Below are 20,615 nucleotides of genomic sequence, written 5' to 3' on the forward strand. Positions count from 1 at the left end.
AGTGGTCAAACCTTCAATCCCTCCACCCGCATAGCGGGTGGTTTTTTGTTTCGCGCGTTTCACGCACTCAACTGGCTAAAGCCATAATAAAAAAGACAAGCCGGTTACCCGGCTTGCCTAACGTTGTCGTAAGACAACTTATTTTTTGAGGTTGTAGAAACCTTTGAGACCATTGTATTGAGCCAGTTCGCCCAGTTGATCCTCGATGCGGAGCAATTGGTTGTACTTCGCAATACGGTCTGTACGGGAAGGAGCACCCGTTTTGATTTGACCTGCGTTTGTTGCAACAGCGATGTCAGCGATTGTGCTGTCTTCGGACTCACCGGAACGGTGGGAGATTACAGCAGTGTATCCTGCACGTTTAGCCATTTCGATTGCATCGAATGTTTCAGTCAATGTACCGATTTGGTTCACTTTGATCAGGATGGAGTTACCGATACCTTCTTCGATACCTCTACCCAGACGTTCTGTGTTCGTTACGAACAGGTCATCACCAACGAGTTGTACTTTGTCTCCCAATTTCTCAGTGAGCAATTTCCAACCATCCCAGTCATCTTCGGACATACCGTCTTCGATTGTGATGATTGGGTATTTCTCAACCCATGAAGCCAGAAGGTCAACATACTCAGCGGAAGTGTAAGATTTACCTTCGCCAGCAAGTGTGTACTTACCATCTTTGTAGAACTCAGTGGAAGCAACGTCCATACCCAGGAATACATCAACGCCTGGTTTGTAACCTGCTTTTTCAATCGCTTCGATGATTGTAGTGATTGCTTCTTCGTTTGAACCAAGGTTCGGTGCGAAACCACCTTCGTCACCTACAGCTGTGTTCAAGCCTTTGGAGCTCAATACGGATTTCAGGTTGTGGAAGATTTCCGCACCTACGCGAAGAGCTTCTTTGAAGCTTGGTGCTCCAACTGGAAGAACCATGAACTCTTGAACGTCGATGTTGTTGTCAGCATGCTCACCACCGTTGATGATGTTCATCATTGGTACTGGCAGTACTTTAGCGTTGAATCCGCCCAGGTAAACGTACAATGGCAGATCCAGAGCGTCAGCAGCTGCGCGAGCTACTGCCATGGATACAGCCAGGATTGCGTTAGCACCCAGTTTACCTTTGTTTGGCGTACCATCCAAAGTAATCATCAATTTATCGATACCCAGTTGATCCAATGCATCCATACCGATTACTTCTGGAGCGATTGTTTCGTTTACGTTTTTAACAGCTTGCAGAACGCCTTTACCCAGGTAACGGGATTTGTCGCCATCGCGAAGCTCAACTGCTTCGTGGGCACCAGTAGATGCACCAGATGGAACGATTGCGCGTCCGATTGCGCCGGACTCCAGGTATACTTCAACTTCAACTGTAGGGTTACCGCGGGAGTCGAGGACTTCGCGAGCGTACACGTCAGAAATAATAGTCATGAGTGATAATCTCCTTTAAATTTAAATTTATTAAAAATTAGGACCACTTGTGTTTTCCCTTTTCCACTACGTCAGCAGAATCGTCTTCCGATCGCTGTTATCCCATGATTTCATTGAACTTATTATTAAAAAGTTGAAATCATGTGATAAAGGCGAACGCATTGCTTCTTCAGACTATTTCTGCTGCCTTCGTTCGGGGGTAAACTCCAAACTTCCCAATTTCATATATGTTGTTGCGTAACTTATTTACGGGTAGCGATGACAGATGTACCTGTCATTTCAGCCGGTTTAGGCAATTGCATCAGGTCAAGAATCGTTGGAGCGATATCCGCGAGGATTCCGCCTTCACGCAGGGTAACATTAGCATCTGTAACGATGAATGGAACCGGGTTCGTTGTATGAGCCGTGAACGGACGTCCTTGCTCATCAAACACCATATCCGCGTTACCATGATCCGCAGTAATCAGCACAACGCCGCCTTTAGCGAGAACTGCATCCACAACACGGCCCATGCATTCGTCCGTTACTTCTACTGCCTTAATCGTAGGCTCCAGCATGCCGGAGTGTCCAACCATATCAGGGTTAGCGAAGTTCAGAATGATGGCGTCATGTTTGTCTGCTTCAATCTCGCGAACACATGCGTCAGCTACTTCATACGCGCTCATCTCCGGCTGCAAGTCGTACGTTGCAACTTTTGGTGAGTTGATCAGCACGCGTGTTTCGCCCGGAAGCTCAACATCACGACCGCCGCTGAAGAAGAAGGTTACGTGCGGGTATTTCTCAGTTTCTGCAATGCGCAATTGTTTCTTGTTGTTCTGTACCAGAACTTCACCCAGCGTGTTGTCGAGGTTTTTAGGCGAGTAAGCCACATAACCTTCAACGGTCTCGCTGAACAAGGTCAGGCACACGAAGTGCAAGCCCACAGGGAACTTCGGACCGCGGTCGAAACCACGGAAATCCTGGTTCGTGAATACTTGCGACAGTTGGATCGCACGGTCAGGACGGAAGTTGAGGAAAATGACGGAATCGCCGCTCTCCACCAATCCTACCGGCTGGCCATCTGCTTTAACGATAACCGTTGGTTCAACGAATTCGTCAAATACGGATTTTTCATACGATTCTTCAACCGCTTTGATAGGATCAGTGTATTTAGGTCCATCACCATAAACGATGGCACGATATGATTTCTCAACACGTTCCCAACGTTTGTCACGGTCCATCGCATAGTAGCGACCTTGAACCGTTGCGATTTGCCCTACACCGACTTCCTCAATTTTGGCAATCAGCTTCTGCATGAACTCTTTACCGCTATCTGGCATAACATCACGGCCATCCATGAAGGCATGAATGTATACGTCATTCATTTCTTCTTTTTTGGCGAGATCCAGCATAGCGAACAAGTGGTCGATGTGACTATGTACGCCGCCATCGGACAACAAACCATACAAGTGAAGCTTTTTACCGTTTTGTTTCGCTTCGCGAACAGCTTTGACAAGTGTTTCATTGTCGTAGAACTCACCGTCACGAATCGATTTGGAGATACGAGTCAAATCCTGGTATACGATCCGGCCGGCACCAATGTTCAGGTGACCTACCTCGGAGTTCCCCATTTGCCCTTCCGGCAAACCTACAGCTTCACCGCAAGCAGTGAGCGTTGTGTGTGGGAATTGGCTCATAAAACGGTCATAATTCGGTTTCTTGGCTTGCGCTACCGCGTTGCCTTCCTCCGTGTTACGAAGACCAAAGCCGTCCATAATGATCAGTGCTACAGGTTTTGGAGCTGTCATTACTTCGCCCCCTCAACAAGCGCGATGAACGAAGCCGGCTGCAAGCTGGCACCGCCAACAAGCGCGCCGTCGATGTCGCTTTGTCCGAGGTATTCTGTTACGTTCTCAGGTTTAACACTGCCGCCGTATTGAATACGAACTGCATCTGCTACCTTTTGGTCGTACAGATCCTTCACCAGCGTACGGATGTAAGCAATAACTTCATTCGCATCTTGGGAAGTGGAGGATTTACCTGTACCAATCGCCCAGATTGGCTCATAAGCGATAACCACTTGTGCTGCTTGCTCTGCAGACAGACCTGCAAAAGCAGCTTCCGTTTGCACTTTGCACACGTCTTTTGTTTGATCAGCTTCGCGCTCTTCAAGCGTCTCACCAAGACAAAAGATTGGAGTCAATCCGTGACGGAATGCTGCATGCAACTTTTTATTGACAGTCTCATCGGTTTCCGCAAAATATTGACGGCGCTCCGAGTGACCAATAATGACATAATCCACACCCAGGTCTTTCAGCATCACGCCGCTGATTTCACCTGTGAATGCACCGTTGTCTTCAAAATGAAGATTTTGTGCACCAATTTTGATGTTTGTGCCTTTAACGGCTTCTACCAGAGATGGCAGATTCGTAAACGGTGCGCAAATAACAGTCTCTACGCCTTCAACTTCCGCTTTTCCTTTAACTTCCTGAATGAAGTCATTGGATTCGGAAACCGTTTTGAACATTTTCCAGTTACCTGCGATAATCGGTGTTCTCATGGTTTTCAACTCCTTCATGCTATAGCTTAAAGCTTACTTGTCATTCAATGCAACTACGCCAGGAAGCACTTTGCCTTCCATGAACTCGAGCGATGCACCGCCACCTGTAGAGATGTGGTCCATTTTGTCAGCCAATTTGAACTTCTCAGCTGCTGCTGCGGAGTCACCGCCACCAATGATGGTGTATGCTTCTGTCTCAGCGCAAGCTTCCGCTACTGCACGAGTGCCGTGGGAGAAAGGCTCGATTTCAAATACGCCCATTGGTCCATTCCATACAACGAGTTTGGAGTTTTTAACAACGTCAGCATAAATCTCACGTGTTTTAGGACCGATGTCGATACCTTCCCAATCTGCAGGAATGTCGCCAACTTCAACAATCTTCGTGTTTGCGTTCGCGCTGAAGTCGTCGGAGATAACGATATCAACTGGCAGATAGAAGTTTTTACCCAGTTTTTTCGCTTTTTCGATAAAGCCCAGAGCTACATCCAGTTTGGACTCATCCAGCAGGGATTGACCTACTTCATAACCTTGAGCCTTCATGAATGTGTAGGAAAGACCACCACCGATGATTACGTTGTCTGCAATGTTCAACAGGTTGTCGATCACATCGATTTTGTCTTTAACTTTGGAACCACCGATGATTGCTGTGAAAGGACGCTCAGGGTTGGAGATGGCTTTGCCCAACACTTCAAGTTCTTTCTCCATCAACAGACCGGATACTGCTGGCAACAAGTGAGCGATACCTTCTGTCGAAGCGTGTGCTCTGTGAGCTGCGCCGAATGCATCGTTAACGAATACGTCAGCCAGTTCAGCAAATTGTTTTGCGAGTTCCGGATCGTTTTTCTCTTCGCCTGCATGGAAACGAACGTTCTCAAGCAACAATACGTCGCCGTTGTTCAGTTCAGCGATTTGAGCTTTTACTGTTTCGCCAACGGAATCATCCGCTTTAACGACTTTTTTACCGAGCAATTCGGACAAGCGCTCAGCAGCTGGAGTCAAACGCATGGATTCAACCACTTCGCCTTTTGGACGGCCCATGTGGCTTGCCAAAATAACTTTAGCGCCTTTTTCGATCAAGTAGTTGATCGTAGGAAGCGTGGCACGAATACGTTTGTCATCTGTAATTTTACCATCTTCGAGCGGCACATTAAAATCTACACGGACAAATGCCCGTTTTCCTGTCAATTCGATATCGCGTACACTTTTTTTGTTCATCTGTATTTCCTCCGCACCCATGTATTTGTCGGACCAATCAAGGGCCCAAATCCCTTGTCAATCCTGGTGTTTTTGAGAAATTTGCAAAATGTTGATATATAAAGAGCGGAAACAATAGCATCTGTTTCCGCTCTATGTTATTGCAGATATTACTTGATCATTTTTGCAAAGTGCTCCAAAGTGCGAACCAGTTGAGCAGTGTAGGACATTTCATTGTCATACCAAGCTACAGTTTTAACCAATTGTTGGTCGCCAACAGTCAGAACTTTAGTTTGAGTTGCATCAAACAGGGAACCGAAAGTGATACCTTGGATATCGGAAGATACGATTTCGTCTTCTGTGTATCCGAAAGTTTGTGGATCGGAAGCTTCTTTCATTACTGCGTTAACTTCTTCAGCAGTAACTTTTTTACCTAATACAGTTACGAGCTCAGTCAGGGAACCAGTAGCTACTGGTACACGTTGAGCTGCACCGTCGAGTTTACCTTGCAGTTCTGGAATAACCAAACCGATTGCTTTAGCAGCACCAGTTGTGTTAGGGATGATGTTTTCAGCTGCTGCGCGAGCACGACGGAAGTCACCTTTAGGGTGTGGAGCATCCAATGTGTTTTGGTCGCCAGTGTAAGCGTGAATTGTAGTCATCAAACCTTGAACGATTCCGAATTTGTCTTGCAGAGTTTTTGCCATAGGTGCCAGGCAGTTTGTTGTGCAAGATGCGCCGGAGATTACAGTTTCAGTACCGTCGAGGATTTCATGGTTTACGTTGTAAACGATGGTTTTCATGTCGCCAGTAGCTGGTGCGGAGATAACAACTTTCTTAGCTCCACCTTTCAAGTGTTTCTCAGCTGCTTCTTTCGTTGTGAAGAAACCAGTACATTCCAGAACGATATCTACGCCCAGGTCGCCCCAAGGAAGTTCTTCTGGGTTACGGTTAGCCAATACTTTAACTTCTTTACCGTTCACTTTGAAGAAGCCATCGTGTACTTCAACATCGCCATCGAAGCGACCTTGAGTTGTATCATATTTGAGCAAATGAGCCAGCATTTTAGCATCAGTCAAGTCGTTGATTGCTACAACTTCAATGCCCTCTACATTTTGAATACGGCGGAATGCCAAACGACCAATACGTCCAAAACCGTTAATACCTACTTTAATCATGAGTAAGTTCCTCCCAAGTTTTGATTGATTTTTTTATGAAGCTTATATATTCAAGACAGACGGTGAAGTCCGTCAAGACAACAATGGTTGTGATGCAAAATAAAACCTTATTCCATTTCGGCGACGATGACTTCAGCAGCAGCCTCATCAATAATCAGAATATCTTCCTGACCAAATCGCAGGACCGAATGTATGGCAGCAGCCTTGCTCTTGCCGCCTGCAATCCCAATCACCACATCGGTGCGTTCAATATCCTGGAGTCGCATGCCCAGCGTAAGCATGGTATGTACCACCTCACCCTGATCATTAAAGTAATAACCGAAGGATTCAGATACGGCCCCTTGCTCCTGAAGTTCATCTATGATCTCTGTCGCAAGTTTGCGGCGCCGCGCCATCTCAACGGCATCACCGATTCCATGAATGACGATCCGTGATTTTCGGATCAGCTGCAGAATCTCCTGAACACTCGGGTCCTGGATTAGTGATTCGTAGGCATGATCACTAAGCAAATCCGGTACATGCAGGAGTTTGTATTGAGCTCCTACCCGTTTTGCCATCGTGGATGCAATCGTATTGGCCTGAATTTCAAGGCTTTCGCCTAGCCCACCGCGTGCCGGTACAAACCAGACACCTTTCAGCGATGTTGGCGGAGTCAGTTGCTCTGCCACTCCAGCCGTTGTTGAACCGCCAGTAACAGCGACAACATCGTTATCAGTCATAATATTACCCAGAGCCTTCGCTCCGGCTCTGCCCAGTTCCCGTTTGGCAAATGGAGAAATGTCCGAATCGCCGGGAACCACAACTACCTTTTGCAGACCGTAGGCTTGCTTGATGCGCTCTTCCAGTTCGGATAATCCAAACAGCTCTTTGGCGACGGGTTCCAACTGCTGCAGCAATTCATGCCCTGCCTCACTGATCTTCATCCCTGCACTGTCAATTTCAATAAGTCCCTGAGCCTTTAACAAATCGGTCTCAGCCCTCAGAACCCGCTCGGTCATCTGCATGGAATTAGCTAACGTTCTTCGTCCGATCACATCCGATAACATGATCTGGTGCAGAATCGTATACCTCTTCTTCAAGACATCCATGAGATCAGGCAGAAGCTGCTTTTGCACTTCTAAAATCGTTCGCATGCTTTCCACTCCCGCAAGCTTCTCGTTCCAAGCTCTCTTTCATGGCCCTAAAACGTCCCGGTTTAACTTTTTAAGTCCCACGTCTATTCTACCTAAAACTGACGCGACATGCAAGTGTTTCGAAGCGATGATTCGACACGTTTCAGGCGTTTGTACGCGCCTATTTTCACAATGTCATACTACTCTGATCGAGAACAACCTGTTCTATACCATATATAGAAGCAAAGTAAATTTCTCATCTACATATTGCTTGCTGTTGTTTTTCATATGGCATATCCAAAACCTTTTTTAGCATTTACCTATTTACGCTCTTTATCCACTTATCTTCATCATGATCAATTTCAGGGTAATCCAAACCAAAACAGCGAACATCTGCTTGCAATTCAATTACTCATGAGCTATAATCACTATTGCTGTCACATCTTTGAAACTTCTAATTCAAAAGTGATTTTATGCAACTATGTTTGCAGCAATAATCAATGTGCGCCCGTGGTCCAATGGATATGACGTAGGCCTCCGAAGCCTGAGATCCAAGTTCGATTCTTGGCGGGCGCGCCATTCTTAATTAGTAGCTCATAACCCTTTTAACCAATGAAACCGGATAGGTTTCTTTTTTTTCAAACTTAGTTTGACTTTCTTTGACTTTTTGTTTGGAATTGTTTATGATGTGGGTAATACGGTAACAGTTTATATATAAACACCAATTTAACATTTACATTTCTGAGGAGGTTTTTCACGTGAGTTATATTCCAATGGTCGTTGAACAGAGCAACCGCGGTGAGCGCGCCTATGACATCTATTCCAGATTGCTGAAGGATCGTATCATCTTCCTTGGCAGTGATGTAAATGACGTTGTGGCGAATGCCATCATGGCACAGATGTTGTTCCTAGCTGCGGAAGATCCGGAGAAAGACATTCACTTATACATCAATAGCCCAGGCGGATCCATTACAGCCGGTATGGCCATTTACGATACAATGCAATTCATCAAACCGGATGTATCTACCATCTGTGTAGGTATGGCGGCTTCGATGGGTGCATTCCTGTTGAACGCAGGTGCCAAAGGTAAACGTTTTGCATTGCCTAACAGCGAAATCATGATTCACCAACCACTTGGTGGTGCGCAAGGTCAAGCTTCGGACATCGAAATTCGTGCCCGCCGCATCCTGAAAATGCGTGATACCTTGAACCGCATCATCGCTGAGCGCTCAGGCCAACCGCTGGAGCGTATCGAGAAAGATACAGATCGTGACTACTTTATGAGTGCTGCTGAAGCTGCCGATTACGGTATCATCGATAAAGTTATTGAAAACGTAGGTTCCCAAGGCATCTAAGCCGAGGCGAATCTCCAATTAAACGGATATACCATATAGCCAACTCAAACGGCAGCGCCCAGTTGAGTTGGCTATATGAAAAAAGGACGCTCTCGTCAATATGACGAGGGCGTCCTTTTTTTGAAGATAATTTAAAAGTGCATGATATTAAAGGGCATCTAACGAACTGAGCACAAGCTATTGGCCATCATTTCAACGAAATGGAATTCTAACGAATCACAGGAATGTTATCGTTGCTAAATGTGCCCGTTTTCTTTCAATTTCCCCGTTTCTTCACTCCATAGCCTCTCTACGATTCGTTACAATATACAAAGCCTCATATCTAGCCTTATAAGATGAAACAGGTTCGTTAGAGTTCCAGATATCCAAATGAATTACTTAAGAATTCCGATTATAATTTATTTGTTGGCAGTCAAGCCACTGAACGGCTCTATGCCTTTAGGAAGCAACTCTTTGTATGTGAACGGGAATTCCGGGAAACCTTCCGCATAAGCTGTGTACTCATACAACTGGAAGAATACAACTACACCTGTTGGGGTTACATAGAAATCCTGATCTTTATTCAGACCTTTATAGCCTTCAAGGTACCCGCCCCGAGCTTTAAGCTGATCTCCCACTTTTTTGCTTACTGTCTCACGTACGGTTTTGTTATTTTGGATCACATCATCCAGACTCAATTGCTTACCGGAATCCAGGGCAAAGGTGTGACCTTTACGGAACGTCATGCCATGTGCGCCTGCATAGTCCTGATAACTTTGCGTAATGAGCCCAAGTACACCATTTTCGTTGTATGTCACCACATAAGTGCTCTCAAATGCATATGGACGATTCGCTGTTGCGGCGCCAAATTCCTTGGTTTGTTTTTTGAAATCAGCTACAAAAGCATCGACTTCATCTTTCAGCACCTTATTAATAGCTGCCTCTGCTTTATCATTAGACAGTCCGCTCACCTGAGGATATTGAATATCGACCTCAGCGTTCTTGATGCTGACTTTCATTGTTGCCGCTTTGACTGCCACGTTATTTTGCTTCACTTTGCTCAGCGTCAGTGTCTTGGCTTTCCCATCCCAGTTGCCCTGCACTCCCAAATAATCTCTCATAGCAGAAAACGGAATATACAATCGGCCATTGATCAACTTCGCTTCTACCCCTGGGTAATATCCATTTATTCTCAGCATTGGATCGCCATCCAAAAGATTGATCGTCATCGTGTTATTGGCTGCTGTCAGAGCATACTCTTTGGTTTTCGCATCATATTTCAAGCTTCCACCTGCAACATCTTTCACTGCGGTAAGCGATACCCAAGTTGAGCCACCTTGAAGGAGTCCTTTTTGAGTAAGAGTTTTCCCACCCGATTTCAGAGTTACCTCAGTAGGTGTTGTCACTTTCGTGGATACTGAAGCTGCCTGTATAGAACTATCCTGCCATACAGCTCCGCTCCCCACAATAATTCCTGCCGCCAATAGTGCACTTGTCCATTTTTTCCATGATGTCATATATAAAACTCCTCTCTCGAATTCAAATTTTGAGTGTCATTACGTATGTATCCTGATTTGATCGTATGCCTCATACGCTCACCTCTTTATTATAATTAACCCGATTCCGGAAAGGTTTACAGCTCCAGTTACAATGTTGTTCGATCCAGATGCCTATAATGAAGGTTTTGTTACGAACAAATAGACAAAAAAGATACCAATAACCAGCAATTTATTTCGTCATATTTCACCTCTTCTTTTCAAACTTCATCAAAGTCCGCCTTTATAACAAAAAAGACGCTGTCCATCGGACAACGTCTTTGTCATTATTGCCTTTTGCCCGCTCAAGCATATCTTAAACGGACATCCAGCCTTTATTTACTTTATTTCACTTATTTCATTTCATAAGTAATATTCAGCGATGTGCTTACTTTAACCTGTCCCGTTTCAATGGCCGTGCCTCCATTAGAATCAGCTAACGATTTGGACATCTGAGCCTCACTTGCATAGAACACAGGTACATTGGCGTCACCTTGGCTCACGGAGAGAACAGCACCCAGTTGACGTTTAACCGCTTTTGCAATAGCTCCAGCTTTTACATCAGCATTAGCAACAGCTTTTTCAATCACCTGAGCTTCAAAGCTCTCCGGTTTTTCTACCGTAAAACGTACATTTTCAATATTGTTGGCACCAGCTTGGGATGCAGCATCCAGGAGTTCACCAATCTTGTCCATCTCCCGGTAAGTTACAGTCAATGTGTGATGAGCTGTGTACCCTTTGATCTTCTGTCCGTCTTTTTCACTATACGTGTAGTCAGGCTGTACATAGAACTGGCTGGTTTGAATATCATCCGCACTGATTTTCCACGTACTTTTCAGCAGATTGCTAACCTTTTGAATTTTCGCTGCATTCGCTTTTTGAGCAGAGGCTGCTGTGTCTGCCGTACTGTTCACTCCGATGGAAAGATAAGCGATGTCAGGCTTCACCTGAATCTCACCTGTACCCACAACGTTAATCACGTTTTGCTGTACCCCCTGTACCTCAGCTGCATACGCATAATTGCTAGGTGACACCCACGCAGTACCTCCTACTAGCAATGTACCTGCGACCATCACCGCGCCCAGCGGTTTCATCCATAATTTACCCATTACGTTAGCCTCCTTAAGTTTTAACATCTCAAACTCAAATCGATTTGATACCTAACAGACGGGCTTAATTCCATAATGTTGCACTTGACAGTCTTAAAACGCAAAAAAGCCCCTTTCGGGACTTCTTCATTGGGTTCAAATCATATCTTATTGGTTCTCAAGCTCTTCCTTGCTTACCAGACTAACTAAAGCGTTTACAGCCTGTTCGGCGTCCGCGCCCTCTGCACTAATCTGGATTTCCGTACCAGTACTGATTGCAAGGCTCATGATCCCCATGATACTTTTTGCATTTACTTTTTTGTCGTCCTTCTCGACGAACACTTCAGATGAGTACTTATTCGCTTCTTGAACGAACAGTGCCGCAGGTCTGGCATGGAGACCCGTTTTCAAACGGACAACTACCGGGTGCTTTGTCATGGAAACTTACCCCCTATTATGAAATCTGGACATTAAATACACAATTATATTTATAACATTATACCATATAACCAGAGCAGGACACTAGAAGAAAAAACTCAGGGTGATTGGGATGTCATTATTATGACCCATTTTAGCCTTTTTACATCACCTCATTACACCTGAGCAGTTCTCCAACATGCTTATAGGCGGCTGACTTTAAGTTGACCTTTTGGCGAAAACCAAAACCATCCGCTTTGCCGGTCTACCCTATTCTTCATTTAACCGTAACGCTCAGTACGAACCTTCTCTGCCAGTTCATCAATCTTGCGGAGCCGGTGATTCACTCCGGACTTGCTGACTGTACCCTTAAGCAGTTCGCCTACTTCCTTCAAGTTGATATCCGGATGGGCGAGTCTGACTTCCGCCACTTCACGAAGCTTTTCGGGCAACGACTCCAGACCAACTTCCTTTTGCAACAATCTGATGTTATCGATCTGTCTGACGGCTGCTCCAATCGTTTTGTTGAGGTTCGCCGTCTCACAATTGACAATTCGGTTGACGGAATTACGCATATCTCGCATGATACGCACATCCTCGAACTTGAAAAGAGCCTGATGTGCACCAATGATACTGAGCAGTTCAATGATTTTCTCGCCTTCCTTAATGTATAGGATGAATCCTTTTTTGCGTTCTATACACCGGGCATTGAGATGAAATTCATTAGCCAGGTCCACCAGGGCCTGACAGTGCTCCTCATACATGGACGCAATCTCCAGGTGGTAGGACGAACCTTCGGGATTGTTGACCGAGCCTCCTGCCATAAATGCGCCTCGAAGATAAGCACGTTTACAGCAGTTATTTTTGAACAGCTCTCCACTAATCCCGGGAGTAAACAGAAATCCTTCGGAAACAATGTACAGATCTTTTAAAATCACCTGTACCATGGTTGGAATCCGAACAATATATACATTGTTCTTTTTCAGCCGCATTTTTTTGCGGACAAGCAATTCCGTATGCACTTGAAAATGCTTTTTAAGCAGAGAGTATGCCCGTCTTGCAATGGCGGCATTCTCCGTCGAAATATCCAAGATGACTTTTTTATTCGATAACTGCACCGCACCAAGCATACGGATGAGGGCTGAAAGTTCCGCCTTTTCGCAGCACGGTTCGCTTTCGATCATCGTTAGTTCTTTTTTGGTCTGTGCTGCAAACGACATGGGACTTCACCTCTTCCGTAACATCCAATTTTGTACAAGTTGATAGATGTGATGGCTCAGCTTGTCGGCATCATGACGCAGATAAGTCCGGAATAGGACCAAAGTATCCGCAACCACTTGATAGCCGGCACTCTTCAGCACATTCATATCCAGCACAACTGGTTTAGCTCCTTTTTCCGCATACTTATTCTGCACCTGCAGCGGAATATCACCATTATTTACAATGACATAGTCGAAAAGTTGGTGTCCTACATGTTCATGTACCGCCTTGAGGTGGTCACTCACCGTGTAATTATCCGTCTCTCCCGGCTGTGTCATCACATTACAAATAAACATTTTTACTGCGTCCGCCTCAACGACAGCTTCAGCCAGCTTAGGTACAAGCAGATTGGGCAGAATACTCGTGTAGAGACTACCAGGCCCAATCAGGATGGCGTCTGCCTGACGAATAGCTTCAACAGCCTCTGGCAACGGCTCCACGTGATCCGGTTCAAGGAAAACGCGTTTGATCCGTAAGCCAGCTTCAGGGATCTTGGACTCGCCCGTAACAATCGAGCCGTCCTCCATCTCTGCATGCAGTATAACGGCCTGCCCGGCTGCGGGCAATACCTCACCCCGAACGGCAAACACGCGGCTAAGTTCCCGCACAGCGGTCACGAAGTCGCCCGATATATCCGTCATTGCAGCCAAAATCAAGTTACCCAGGCTGTGGCCTGCAAGCCCCGCGCCTGTATTGAAGCGATAATTCAGCATATCCGACAACAACGGTTCTACATCTGCCAGCGCTGTGAGTACGTTACGAATGTCGCCCGGAGGCGGCATTTGCAACTCATTACGCAAGATGCCCGAACTTCCTCCGTCATCCGCCACCGTCACGATGGCCGTGATGTCCAGCGGCTTTTCCTTCAAACCGCGCAGCATCACGGATAATCCGGTTCCGCCGCCCATGACTACAATTCTCGGACGTTCTCTTCGTGGTCCGGCTTCTTTCATCCCTTCACCCTCTTCAATGACGGTCCCGGTCGGCGTCGCGATGGCTCACGGTGACAGCCTCAGTTTCGCTGCTTCCCAACATTTTGCCCAAATATTCCGATATTGCTACCGAACGATGCTTGCCTCCGGTACAGCCGATTCCAATAATAACCTGGCTTTTGCCTTCCTTCCGGTATTGCGGAATCAGAAAATGCAGCATATCCAGCAGCTTGGTCAGAAACGCCTGCGTCTCCGGCCATTTCATAACATATTCGTACACATCACTATTCTGTCCCGTATTCGGACGTAAATGTTCAATATAATGCGGATTTGGCAAGAAACGAACGTCAAACACCAGATCCGCATCGATTGGAATACCGTATTTGAACCCAAACGACGTAATATTTACCGACAGCATATGGCTTTCCAGATGAGAAAAGCGGGATATGATGCGCTCTTTCAGTTGAGCAGGCTTCATCGTACTCGTATTCAATACCTGAGTGGCGGAATTTTTGAGCTCCTCCAGCATCTTACGTTCCAGCCGGATGCCGTCCAGCGGCATGCCCTCAGGAGCCAGTGGATGTCTGCGCCTGCTCTCCTTATAGCGCTGGACTAATACAGAGTCTATCGCGTCCAGGAATAGTATTTCACAATGAATGGTAAAATGATCTTTAATATAGTTCAGTGACTCGGACAAAGCCGTAAAGAACTCACGACCGCGAAGGTCGATAACCAGTGCGACCTTGCCAATTTTGCCGTTCGACTGCTCAATTAACTCCGCAAATTTTGGAATCAATACCGGTGGAAGATTATCCACACAGAAGAAACCAAGATCCTCCAGGCTTTGTACTGCAATCGTCTTGCCTGCTCCGGACATGCCCGTAATGATAATGAGCGTGGCGCCTGTGCCCGGTGAAACTTCACCTTCAAGCATAAATGTCCCCTCCTTATCATATTGCTGTCGGATTATACTGTTACGAGGTTACTAGGAACGCAAGAGAAGACCAGCCGCGCCAACAATCCCTGCATTATTGCCAAGCGTTGCTTCAAGAATTTTAACCCCTTCTTGCAGCGGTTCAGGTGTCAGTTTCGCAAATACAGTCCGTACTTCATCAAACAAAATATTACCCGCTTTGGATACACCGCCACCGATAATGAACATCTCAGGGTTAATCACAGCCGCTACAGCCGCCATCGATTTGCCCAGATAGAACGCTGCACGATTGACAATACGAAGCGCAACTTCATCGCCCGCCTTGGCTGCATCAAACACTTCCTTGGCTGCAATCTTGTCCACGAGTGCCAGTGATGTATGGTCCCCACGCTCTACAGCGTCTTTGGCCATACGAATAATTCCGGTTGCTGAAGATACCGTTTCCACGCAGCCCATTTTGCCGCATCCGCACTGAATGGCTTCCAGATCAGGAACAACACTGACATGACCAAGCTCACCAGCCATACCGGAGAAACCTTGATAGATCTTGCCGTTCAGGATCAGTCCGCCACCTACGCCTGTACCAAGCGTATAGCATACACAGTTGTCCACGCCCTTGCCGGCACCTGCCCAAGCTTCACCCAGTGCAGCCACGTTTGCATCGTTATCTATTTTGACTGGCTTGCCCAGACGTTCTTCCAAAATCGAACGAATGGCTACATTCCGAAATCCAATGTTAGGGGCAAGAACGATAATTCCCTCGCGTACATTGGTGAACCCAGCCACTCCCGCTCCCACACCTTCAAGCTGTTCCCAGCTGTAAGGCGATTCGGCAACGATATGACGGACATACTTCTCGATGTTGGCAATGACCGTGTCAACGCCCTTATCCACTTCAGTCGGTCCTTCATACGTATGCATAAGCTGACCGTGTTCATCACATATACCGACCTTGATTGCTGTTCCGCCGAGATCGACCCCAACGTAGATTTTCTCAGACATGCTACAAGCCACCTTTATCTATCTATAATAGTTTAATCCTACGTACCAACTATAATTGAAGGATACGCCTGGGTCAAGACGATAAGACCTTTGCTGTGATTAGCTTCCTCGCTATTGTGAACAACATCACAGGCTATTTTTGAATACGTATACAATCTCATTTGTCTCTATCAAAACGCAGGCTTCATTCCTTCCTCCATAGAGGAGGAAGCCTCAACTCATGATATTGCATATGCACTCGTTCCATGCGTAAAAGATGACAATTGTCATCCAAATTTCATGACAATCCTTACTAATCACGTCTAAGACAGTTCAGTAAGATGGAAATATCTTATAGAACAGAATAAGGACGCGACTCAAGATGAGCTCACTAGTGGTTCAGTTGTTGCAACCCTTAGCTCTAACGGCGCAAAAAACGCCTTCCCATAACAGGAGGCGTTTCTCTAATTTTAACATTCCCTAAACCTATTCTTCAGCAGCTATTCAGCTACTGGTCACAGCTTCGTTTCCACACGTACGGGCTCTTCCGTCTTTTCCATCTTGTTGACGTCCAGAATATCGAGCAGGAAGACAAAGATCGGAATACCGATGATAAGCCCCCAGATCCCCAGGAAATGTTGAGACAGAATCAGTACGATAAACGTGTAGAACATCGGCAACTTGGTTTTGTGCGCCATCAGCTTCGGATTCAGGAAATACGTCTCCAACGCATGAATGATGATGATCATAATGATCACGATCACACTAAGCTGTAACCCGCCCAGTTGATAACCAATTAGACACAGCGGAATCAGTGAGATGATAACCCCCGCAACGGGTACCAGACTCAGCATGAATACTAGAATAGTCAAGGCGAACAAATACGGGAAACCGAGTATCCATAATCCCAGAATCGTCAAAGCTGTATTGAAGACCGCAATCAACAATTGTGCCTCGATCACTTTACCAAAGGAAGATACAAATTTATCTCCAAGGTATGCCACTTCATTATAGAACCAGCCGATCTTGCTCGTTTTGAACTTGGAGGTGAACTTGGAAATCTCCCGCTTCTGCAACAAGAAAAACAGACTCAGGATAATGACCAGCAGAATGAACTCCAACCATTTGCTTAACGCAAAAATATACTTCAATGCATCGTTGGTATAGTTTTTGATATCGAATGATTGAAGATAACCTGCAATTTTGGAAGCAAAATTATCCCCGTCAGCGGTATCGAGAAACTTCATGATCTCATTCGTTAACTGAACAACCTGATCCACGATCCGTGGTGAATACTTGGAGATACCCAGTACGATGGCTGCAATAACGATAAGATAGAGCAGGATGACTACAACTTTATAGTTAACCGGAAATATACGATTCAACTTCTCTGTGATAAAATGCTGCAGCCTGTTCATGACATACGTCACCAGGAATAACAACAAAATCATGTGCAGCATACTCCCCATGCTGAAAAGCACCAAACAAAACAACAGCAGGATCAAAAATCGCCGCACTGTTGCATTCTGTAACCAATCTTTTATCATTTCCCCCAAAGTCTTCACCTCACAGCTAATATGCCCATTATGTATACGATCTCATGCCCACTTTGGTTTCAAAAAAAGAGAAGCCTTCCGGCTTCTCACATCATGAGACTTCCCGTTGTCTCTTATACTTAATTTATGCGAAAACATACCCTTTTCATGCTTACTTATCCAGTGTTTCGCTCCAGTCATGCACAATGCTGCCTTCAAGGAATTTCTCGCAATCCATTGCGGCCATACATCCTGAACCTGCTGCTGTAATAGCTTGACGATACTTCGTATCCTGAACGTCACCACAGGCGAATACACCTGGAATGTTGGTCTCGGTTGTACCCGGTTTAACGACAACATAACCGTGTTCATCCAAAGTAATCTGGTTGCTCAAGAAACCCGTATTCGGTGTGTGTCCAATGGCAATGAATACGCCATCCGCCTCAAGCAATTCTTCCAGTCCGGTTTCGTTATTGCGGACCTTAAGCCCTTTGACGCCAAGAGCCTCAGGCACAACTTCGAGCGGTGTACGGTTCAGGGCCCATTTCACCTTCTCGTTGTTGCGAGCCCGATCCTGCATAATTTTCGATGCACGTAGTTCGTCGCGGCGGTGAACCAAGGTAACGTCTGTTGCAAAACGGGTCAGGAAGCTGGCTTCCTCCATCGCGGAGTCTCCACCGCCAACAACGACGATCTTTTTACCACGGAAAAAGAATCCGTCACAGGTGGCACATGTACTTACTCCACGTCCCACATTTTCCTGCTCTCCCGGAATGCCGAGATAACGGGCCGAAGCACCGGTAGAGATGATGATCGATTCGGCTTCCAGTTCACCGATGCCTCCAACTTTAACCTTGAAGGGCGGTTTGCTGAAATCCACTTCTTCCACCCATCCATTTTTGAACTCAGCTCCAAAACGCTCCGCTTGCTTGCGCATATTGTCCATCAGTTCCGGACCCATAATGCCTTGCGGAAAACCAGGGAAATTCTCAACTTCCGTTGTCGTCGTCAATTGACCACCCGGCTGAAGACCTTCGATAACCAGTGGGTTTAGATTAGCACGAGCCAGATATATCGCTGCTGTCAGACCCGCAGGTCCGGTTCCGATCACAATCGTTCTGTATTTAGACATATAGATACAGCCTCCTTAATAAGGTTGAGAGTGTGTTGAGTGGCGATTAACTTGCTATGTTGATATCCTACAGGCATATCGAGACCTATTCGTTAAGTTTACCCGTTTTCCAGGCTTATGTATCCTTCCCGCAATGAAGTCTATCCCAAAGCGAGAATTTCAAGGAACATTTACTGGACCGGTGGGTTGGAATTGCACACTTTATTGATTTGCCGCGCATATTTGCTGACTGTGGCAGCTGATATGCCATACCGGTCGGCTATGCTTTGGTAGGTCACTGGACGACTGTGAATTTTGGCAGCCAGATATTCCAATCCCGCAGCCAAGCCTTCAATTTGCTTCGTGCCGGGCACCTCAGGGTGTACACGAGATACATAGTCGGTCCACAGCCGCTCCATTTCTTGCTGCAATTCGGCTTTGGCTTCAGACATTTGTAAAGCACGGTCCACGACCGCCTGCCAATGCGATGAAGGTTTCGTCTCCGTTTGTTCCGTCACCGACTCCATCTTCGGAATGGTGCGTTTGCTCAATGCAGTTAGCGGTCGCAGAACAAAAGATTCATCCTGCTTAGCTCCTTCTGCATTCAGACCGTTTAATACGGAACTAGCGGCTTGCACCAGTTCCAGATCTTCTCCAGGTTCCTGGATAAAGGATTGCAGTGCCTGCTGCACCTCATAATCACCGATCATGCCAAGAGCATGAATGACCTGAAGCTTGGTTGCCCGGTCCCCATGTCGCAACGCCCAGAAGAAGGAGGAACGGATCAAGGGATCATTTTTCATCTCTTCAGGTATGCCGTTGCCATAGTTCTCCCATTGTCTGAATTGCTCGTCAAATGGCAGATGATAGTGATAACTGAGTTTCTCCGGATCTTTCTCTCCCTGTCTCACAGCCTCAAGACCCGACAGATAGTACCGGGATACTTCCGAACCTGGATCCAGCTTGCCTACATGACGCCACAGACGTTCAGCGGAATCGTAACGTTCGGTATTATAAGCTGCGACTGCCGCATAATGTGCGAGAGCTGGGTCCGCAGCGGTTTCTTCATCCTTCAACAGGCGACGGAAATGTACATAAGCCGTATCATGTTGACCCAGGATACCCATCGTGGTAGCCAGCTTGTAGACCTGTTCGTGCTGGAAAGGCACGATGACACGCAATTTTTTGATCAGAAGCAGCACTTGGTCGGCTCGATTCTCGTTCTGATGAAAGATCGCCAGATTACACAGTGCATGCAAATTACCAGGCTCCTGCTCCAGCACCTCGGCAATCGTCTCTTTCGCTTTGGGAAACAGCCCCATATAATAATAGGCAAGCGCCAAGTTGTTGCGAGCAGCCAAATAATCCGGATAATCGGGTGACATGCCTTCCAACAGCTCAGCCGCCTGTGCAAACTTCCCTTGTTCCAACAATTCCCGCGCCTGATCGTGCTCAACGACACCTTTACGTGATTTGATCCGGTTCAGTTTGGCTGGTCGATCCAGCTCGTAGTACAGAAGCTCCATCATTTCTTCGGCTTCCGTCATAAACTGCCCCTGGGTATCCTCCTCCAAATACGTAACAAGCGCTTGCTCAGCTTCTTCAAACCGATCCATATTCGCATAATTGTTCGCCATGTAGAAATAACATTCCGTCATGGACGGATCTACCACGTCGAGCACATGCGCAAGAACGGCATTGGAAGCCTCGTAATCCCCCTTCTCTGATAATATACCCGCCATATTACAATGATTCACCGGATTTTCCGGTTCATATTCAACAGCTTTACGAAAATATTTTAATGCCTTGTCGACGTGATTACGGTCCAGCGAGCGGACAGCTCTCTCAAAAAAGAAAGAAGCATCCAAGTGAATCGGTATAACATTGGCAAGGTGTCCCTCAGCCCGCAGTAGCTTGCCCTTCATCTTCCAAGGCACCTCCTCTTTGCTTTCATTCATACTCTCCAGTATACCACATCTTAAGGCCCACTTCTCAATATGTAGTTTCATGTCGTTTATGCCAAAAATGCGCAAAAAAGAT

At 46.3% G+C, this 20,615-nt stretch carries 17 protein-coding genes and 1 tRNA gene; 2 read left to right on the top strand and 16 right to left on the bottom strand.

Annotated features, from left to right (window positions below; all coding sequences use genetic code 11):
• Positions 1–138: 138 nt before the first annotated feature.
• The 6 genes from eno to BMW94_RS28805 all read right to left on the bottom strand — a co-directional run bounded on the left by eno (position 139) and on the right by BMW94_RS28805 (position 7,469).
• The gene (eno, locus tag BMW94_RS28780; RefSeq protein ID WP_024629499.1) at positions 139–1,425 is read right to left on the bottom strand and encodes a phosphopyruvate hydratase; all 1,287 of its coding nucleotides are present in this window, start codon (positions 1,423–1,425) and stop codon (positions 139–141) included.
• Positions 1,426–1,667: 242 nt separating this feature from the next.
• On the bottom strand, positions 1,668–3,212 hold the full coding sequence (gene gpmI, locus BMW94_RS28785; RefSeq protein ID WP_091002047.1) for a 2,3-bisphosphoglycerate-independent phosphoglycerate mutase: 1,545 nt from the start codon (positions 3,210–3,212) through the stop codon (positions 1,668–1,670).
• Positions 3,212–3,964 (bottom strand): triose-phosphate isomerase, encoded by a 753-nt coding sequence (gene tpiA / locus BMW94_RS28790; protein ID WP_091002048.1) that lies wholly within the window; start codon positions 3,962–3,964, stop codon positions 3,212–3,214. The genes gpmI and tpiA overlap by 1 nt, the downstream gene beginning before the upstream one ends.
• Positions 3,965–3,997: 33 nt before the next feature.
• Complete coding sequence (pgk, locus tag BMW94_RS28795) at positions 3,998–5,179, bottom strand: phosphoglycerate kinase (RefSeq protein ID WP_091002049.1); 1,182 nt, start codon at positions 5,177–5,179, stop codon at positions 3,998–4,000.
• Positions 5,180–5,328: 149 nt separating this feature from the next.
• Positions 5,329–6,336 (bottom strand): type I glyceraldehyde-3-phosphate dehydrogenase, encoded by a 1,008-nt coding sequence (gap, locus tag BMW94_RS28800; protein WP_056695277.1) that lies wholly within the window; start codon positions 6,334–6,336, stop codon positions 5,329–5,331.
• Between the two features lie 107 nt (positions 6,337–6,443).
• Positions 6,444–7,469, bottom strand: coding sequence for a sugar-binding transcriptional regulator (locus BMW94_RS28805; RefSeq protein WP_091002051.1), 1,026 nt, complete (start codon positions 7,467–7,469; stop codon positions 6,444–6,446).
• Positions 7,470–7,952: 483 nt separating this feature from the next.
• Here BMW94_RS28805 and BMW94_RS28810 point away from each other — a divergent pair.
• Positions 7,953–8,027 (top strand) — tRNA-Arg (locus BMW94_RS28810).
• A gap of 179 nt (positions 8,028–8,206) precedes the next feature.
• Positions 8,207–8,803 (top strand): ATP-dependent Clp endopeptidase proteolytic subunit ClpP, encoded by a 597-nt coding sequence (gene clpP / locus BMW94_RS28815; RefSeq protein WP_072735760.1) that lies wholly within the window; start codon positions 8,207–8,209, stop codon positions 8,801–8,803.
• Positions 8,804–9,201: 398 nt separating this feature from the next.
• Here clpP and BMW94_RS28820 read toward each other — a convergent pair whose 3' ends face one another.
• From BMW94_RS28820 to BMW94_RS28865, 10 genes are all read right to left on the bottom strand, one after another.
• Positions 9,202–10,299, bottom strand: coding sequence for a PdaC/SigV domain-containing protein (locus BMW94_RS28820; protein ID WP_091002053.1), 1,098 nt, complete (start codon positions 10,297–10,299; stop codon positions 9,202–9,204).
• 371 nt (positions 10,300–10,670) lie between these two features.
• Positions 10,671–11,426, bottom strand: a complete 756-nt coding sequence (locus tag BMW94_RS28825; RefSeq protein ID WP_091002054.1) for an SIMPL domain-containing protein — start codon at positions 11,424–11,426, stop codon at positions 10,671–10,673.
• Positions 11,427–11,573: 147 nt separating this feature from the next.
• Complete coding sequence (locus BMW94_RS28830; protein ID WP_017691248.1) at positions 11,574–11,843, bottom strand: HPr family phosphocarrier protein; 270 nt, start codon at positions 11,841–11,843, stop codon at positions 11,574–11,576.
• A gap of 260 nt (positions 11,844–12,103) precedes the next feature.
• A complete protein-coding gene (whiA, locus tag BMW94_RS28835; RefSeq protein ID WP_063566495.1) occupies positions 12,104–13,042 on the bottom strand; it encodes a DNA-binding protein WhiA in 939 nt (312 codons plus the stop codon).
• A gap of 6 nt (positions 13,043–13,048) precedes the next feature.
• Positions 13,049–14,035, bottom strand: a complete 987-nt coding sequence (yvcK, locus tag BMW94_RS28840) for a gluconeogenesis factor YvcK family protein (protein ID WP_091002055.1) — start codon at positions 14,033–14,035, stop codon at positions 13,049–13,051.
• 13 nt (positions 14,036–14,048) lie between these two features.
• Positions 14,049–14,948 carry an RNase adapter RapZ gene (gene rapZ, locus BMW94_RS28845; protein ID WP_090955391.1) on the bottom strand — a complete coding sequence of 300 codons (900 nt, stop codon included), beginning with the start codon at positions 14,946–14,948 and terminating at the stop codon, positions 14,049–14,051.
• Between the two features lie 51 nt (positions 14,949–14,999).
• Positions 15,000–15,950 (bottom strand): ROK family glucokinase, encoded by a 951-nt coding sequence (locus BMW94_RS28850; RefSeq protein ID WP_063566497.1) that lies wholly within the window; start codon positions 15,948–15,950, stop codon positions 15,000–15,002.
• Positions 15,951–16,444: 494 nt separating this feature from the next.
• Positions 16,445–17,476: an AI-2E family transporter gene (locus BMW94_RS28855; RefSeq protein WP_091002083.1), complete on the bottom strand. Its 1,032-nt coding sequence runs from the start codon at positions 17,474–17,476 to the stop codon at positions 16,445–16,447.
• Positions 17,477–17,636: 160 nt separating this feature from the next.
• Positions 17,637–18,596 carry a thioredoxin-disulfide reductase gene (trxB, locus tag BMW94_RS28860; RefSeq protein ID WP_091002056.1) on the bottom strand — a complete coding sequence of 320 codons (960 nt, stop codon included), beginning with the start codon at positions 18,594–18,596 and terminating at the stop codon, positions 17,637–17,639.
• 170 nt (positions 18,597–18,766) lie between these two features.
• Positions 18,767–20,500, bottom strand: a complete 1,734-nt coding sequence (locus tag BMW94_RS28865; RefSeq protein WP_091002084.1) for a tetratricopeptide repeat protein — start codon at positions 20,498–20,500, stop codon at positions 18,767–18,769.
• Between the last annotated feature and the right edge of the window lie 115 nt (positions 20,501–20,615).

The sequence above is a fragment of the Paenibacillus sp. OK003 genome, assembly GCF_900109515.1.
GTDB classification, from domain to species: Bacteria; Bacillota; Bacilli; order Paenibacillales; family Paenibacillaceae; genus Paenibacillus; species Paenibacillus marchantiae.

What these genes read in the sequence shown, in the direction of transcription:
- eno (WP_024629499.1), bottom strand. Translation starts at nt 1,425, where the DNA reads ATGACTATTATTTCTGACGTGTACGCTCGCGAAGTCCTCGACTCCCGC.
- gpmI (WP_091002047.1), bottom strand. Translation starts at nt 3,212, where the DNA reads ATGACAGCTCCAAAACCTGTAGCACTGATCATTATGGACGGCTTTGGT.
- tpiA (WP_091002048.1), bottom strand. Translation starts at nt 3,964, where the DNA reads ATGAGAACACCGATTATCGCAGGTAACTGGAAAATGTTCAAAACGGTT.
- pgk (WP_091002049.1), bottom strand. Translation starts at nt 5,179, where the DNA reads ATGAACAAAAAAAGTGTACGCGATATCGAATTGACAGGAAAACGGGCA.
- gap (WP_056695277.1), bottom strand. Translation starts at nt 6,336, where the DNA reads ATGATTAAAGTAGGTATTAACGGTTTTGGACGTATTGGTCGTTTGGCA.
- BMW94_RS28805 (WP_091002051.1), bottom strand. Translation starts at nt 7,469, where the DNA reads ATGCGAACGATTTTAGAAGTGCAAAAGCAGCTTCTGCCTGATCTCATG.
- BMW94_RS28820 (WP_091002053.1), bottom strand. Translation starts at nt 10,299, where the DNA reads ATGACATCATGGAAAAAATGGACAAGTGCACTATTGGCGGCAGGAATT.
- BMW94_RS28825 (WP_091002054.1), bottom strand. Translation starts at nt 11,426, where the DNA reads ATGGGTAAATTATGGATGAAACCGCTGGGCGCGGTGATGGTCGCAGGT.
- BMW94_RS28830 (WP_017691248.1), bottom strand. Translation starts at nt 11,843, where the DNA reads ATGACAAAGCACCCGGTAGTTGTCCGTTTGAAAACGGGTCTCCATGCC.
- whiA (WP_063566495.1), bottom strand. Translation starts at nt 13,042, where the DNA reads ATGTCGTTTGCAGCACAGACCAAAAAAGAACTAACGATGATCGAAAGC.
- yvcK (WP_091002055.1), bottom strand. Translation starts at nt 14,035, where the DNA reads ATGAAAGAAGCCGGACCACGAAGAGAACGTCCGAGAATTGTAGTCATG.
- rapZ (WP_090955391.1), bottom strand. Translation starts at nt 14,948, where the DNA reads ATGCTTGAAGGTGAAGTTTCACCGGGCACAGGCGCCACGCTCATTATC.
- BMW94_RS28850 (WP_063566497.1), bottom strand. Translation starts at nt 15,950, where the DNA reads ATGTCTGAGAAAATCTACGTTGGGGTCGATCTCGGCGGAACAGCAATC.
- BMW94_RS28855 (WP_091002083.1), bottom strand. Translation starts at nt 17,476, where the DNA reads ATGATAAAAGATTGGTTACAGAATGCAACAGTGCGGCGATTTTTGATC.
- trxB (WP_091002056.1), bottom strand. Translation starts at nt 18,596, where the DNA reads ATGTCTAAATACAGAACGATTGTGATCGGAACCGGACCTGCGGGTCTG.
- BMW94_RS28865 (WP_091002084.1), bottom strand. Translation starts at nt 20,500, where the DNA reads ATGAAGGGCAAGCTACTGCGGGCTGAGGGACACCTTGCCAATGTTATA.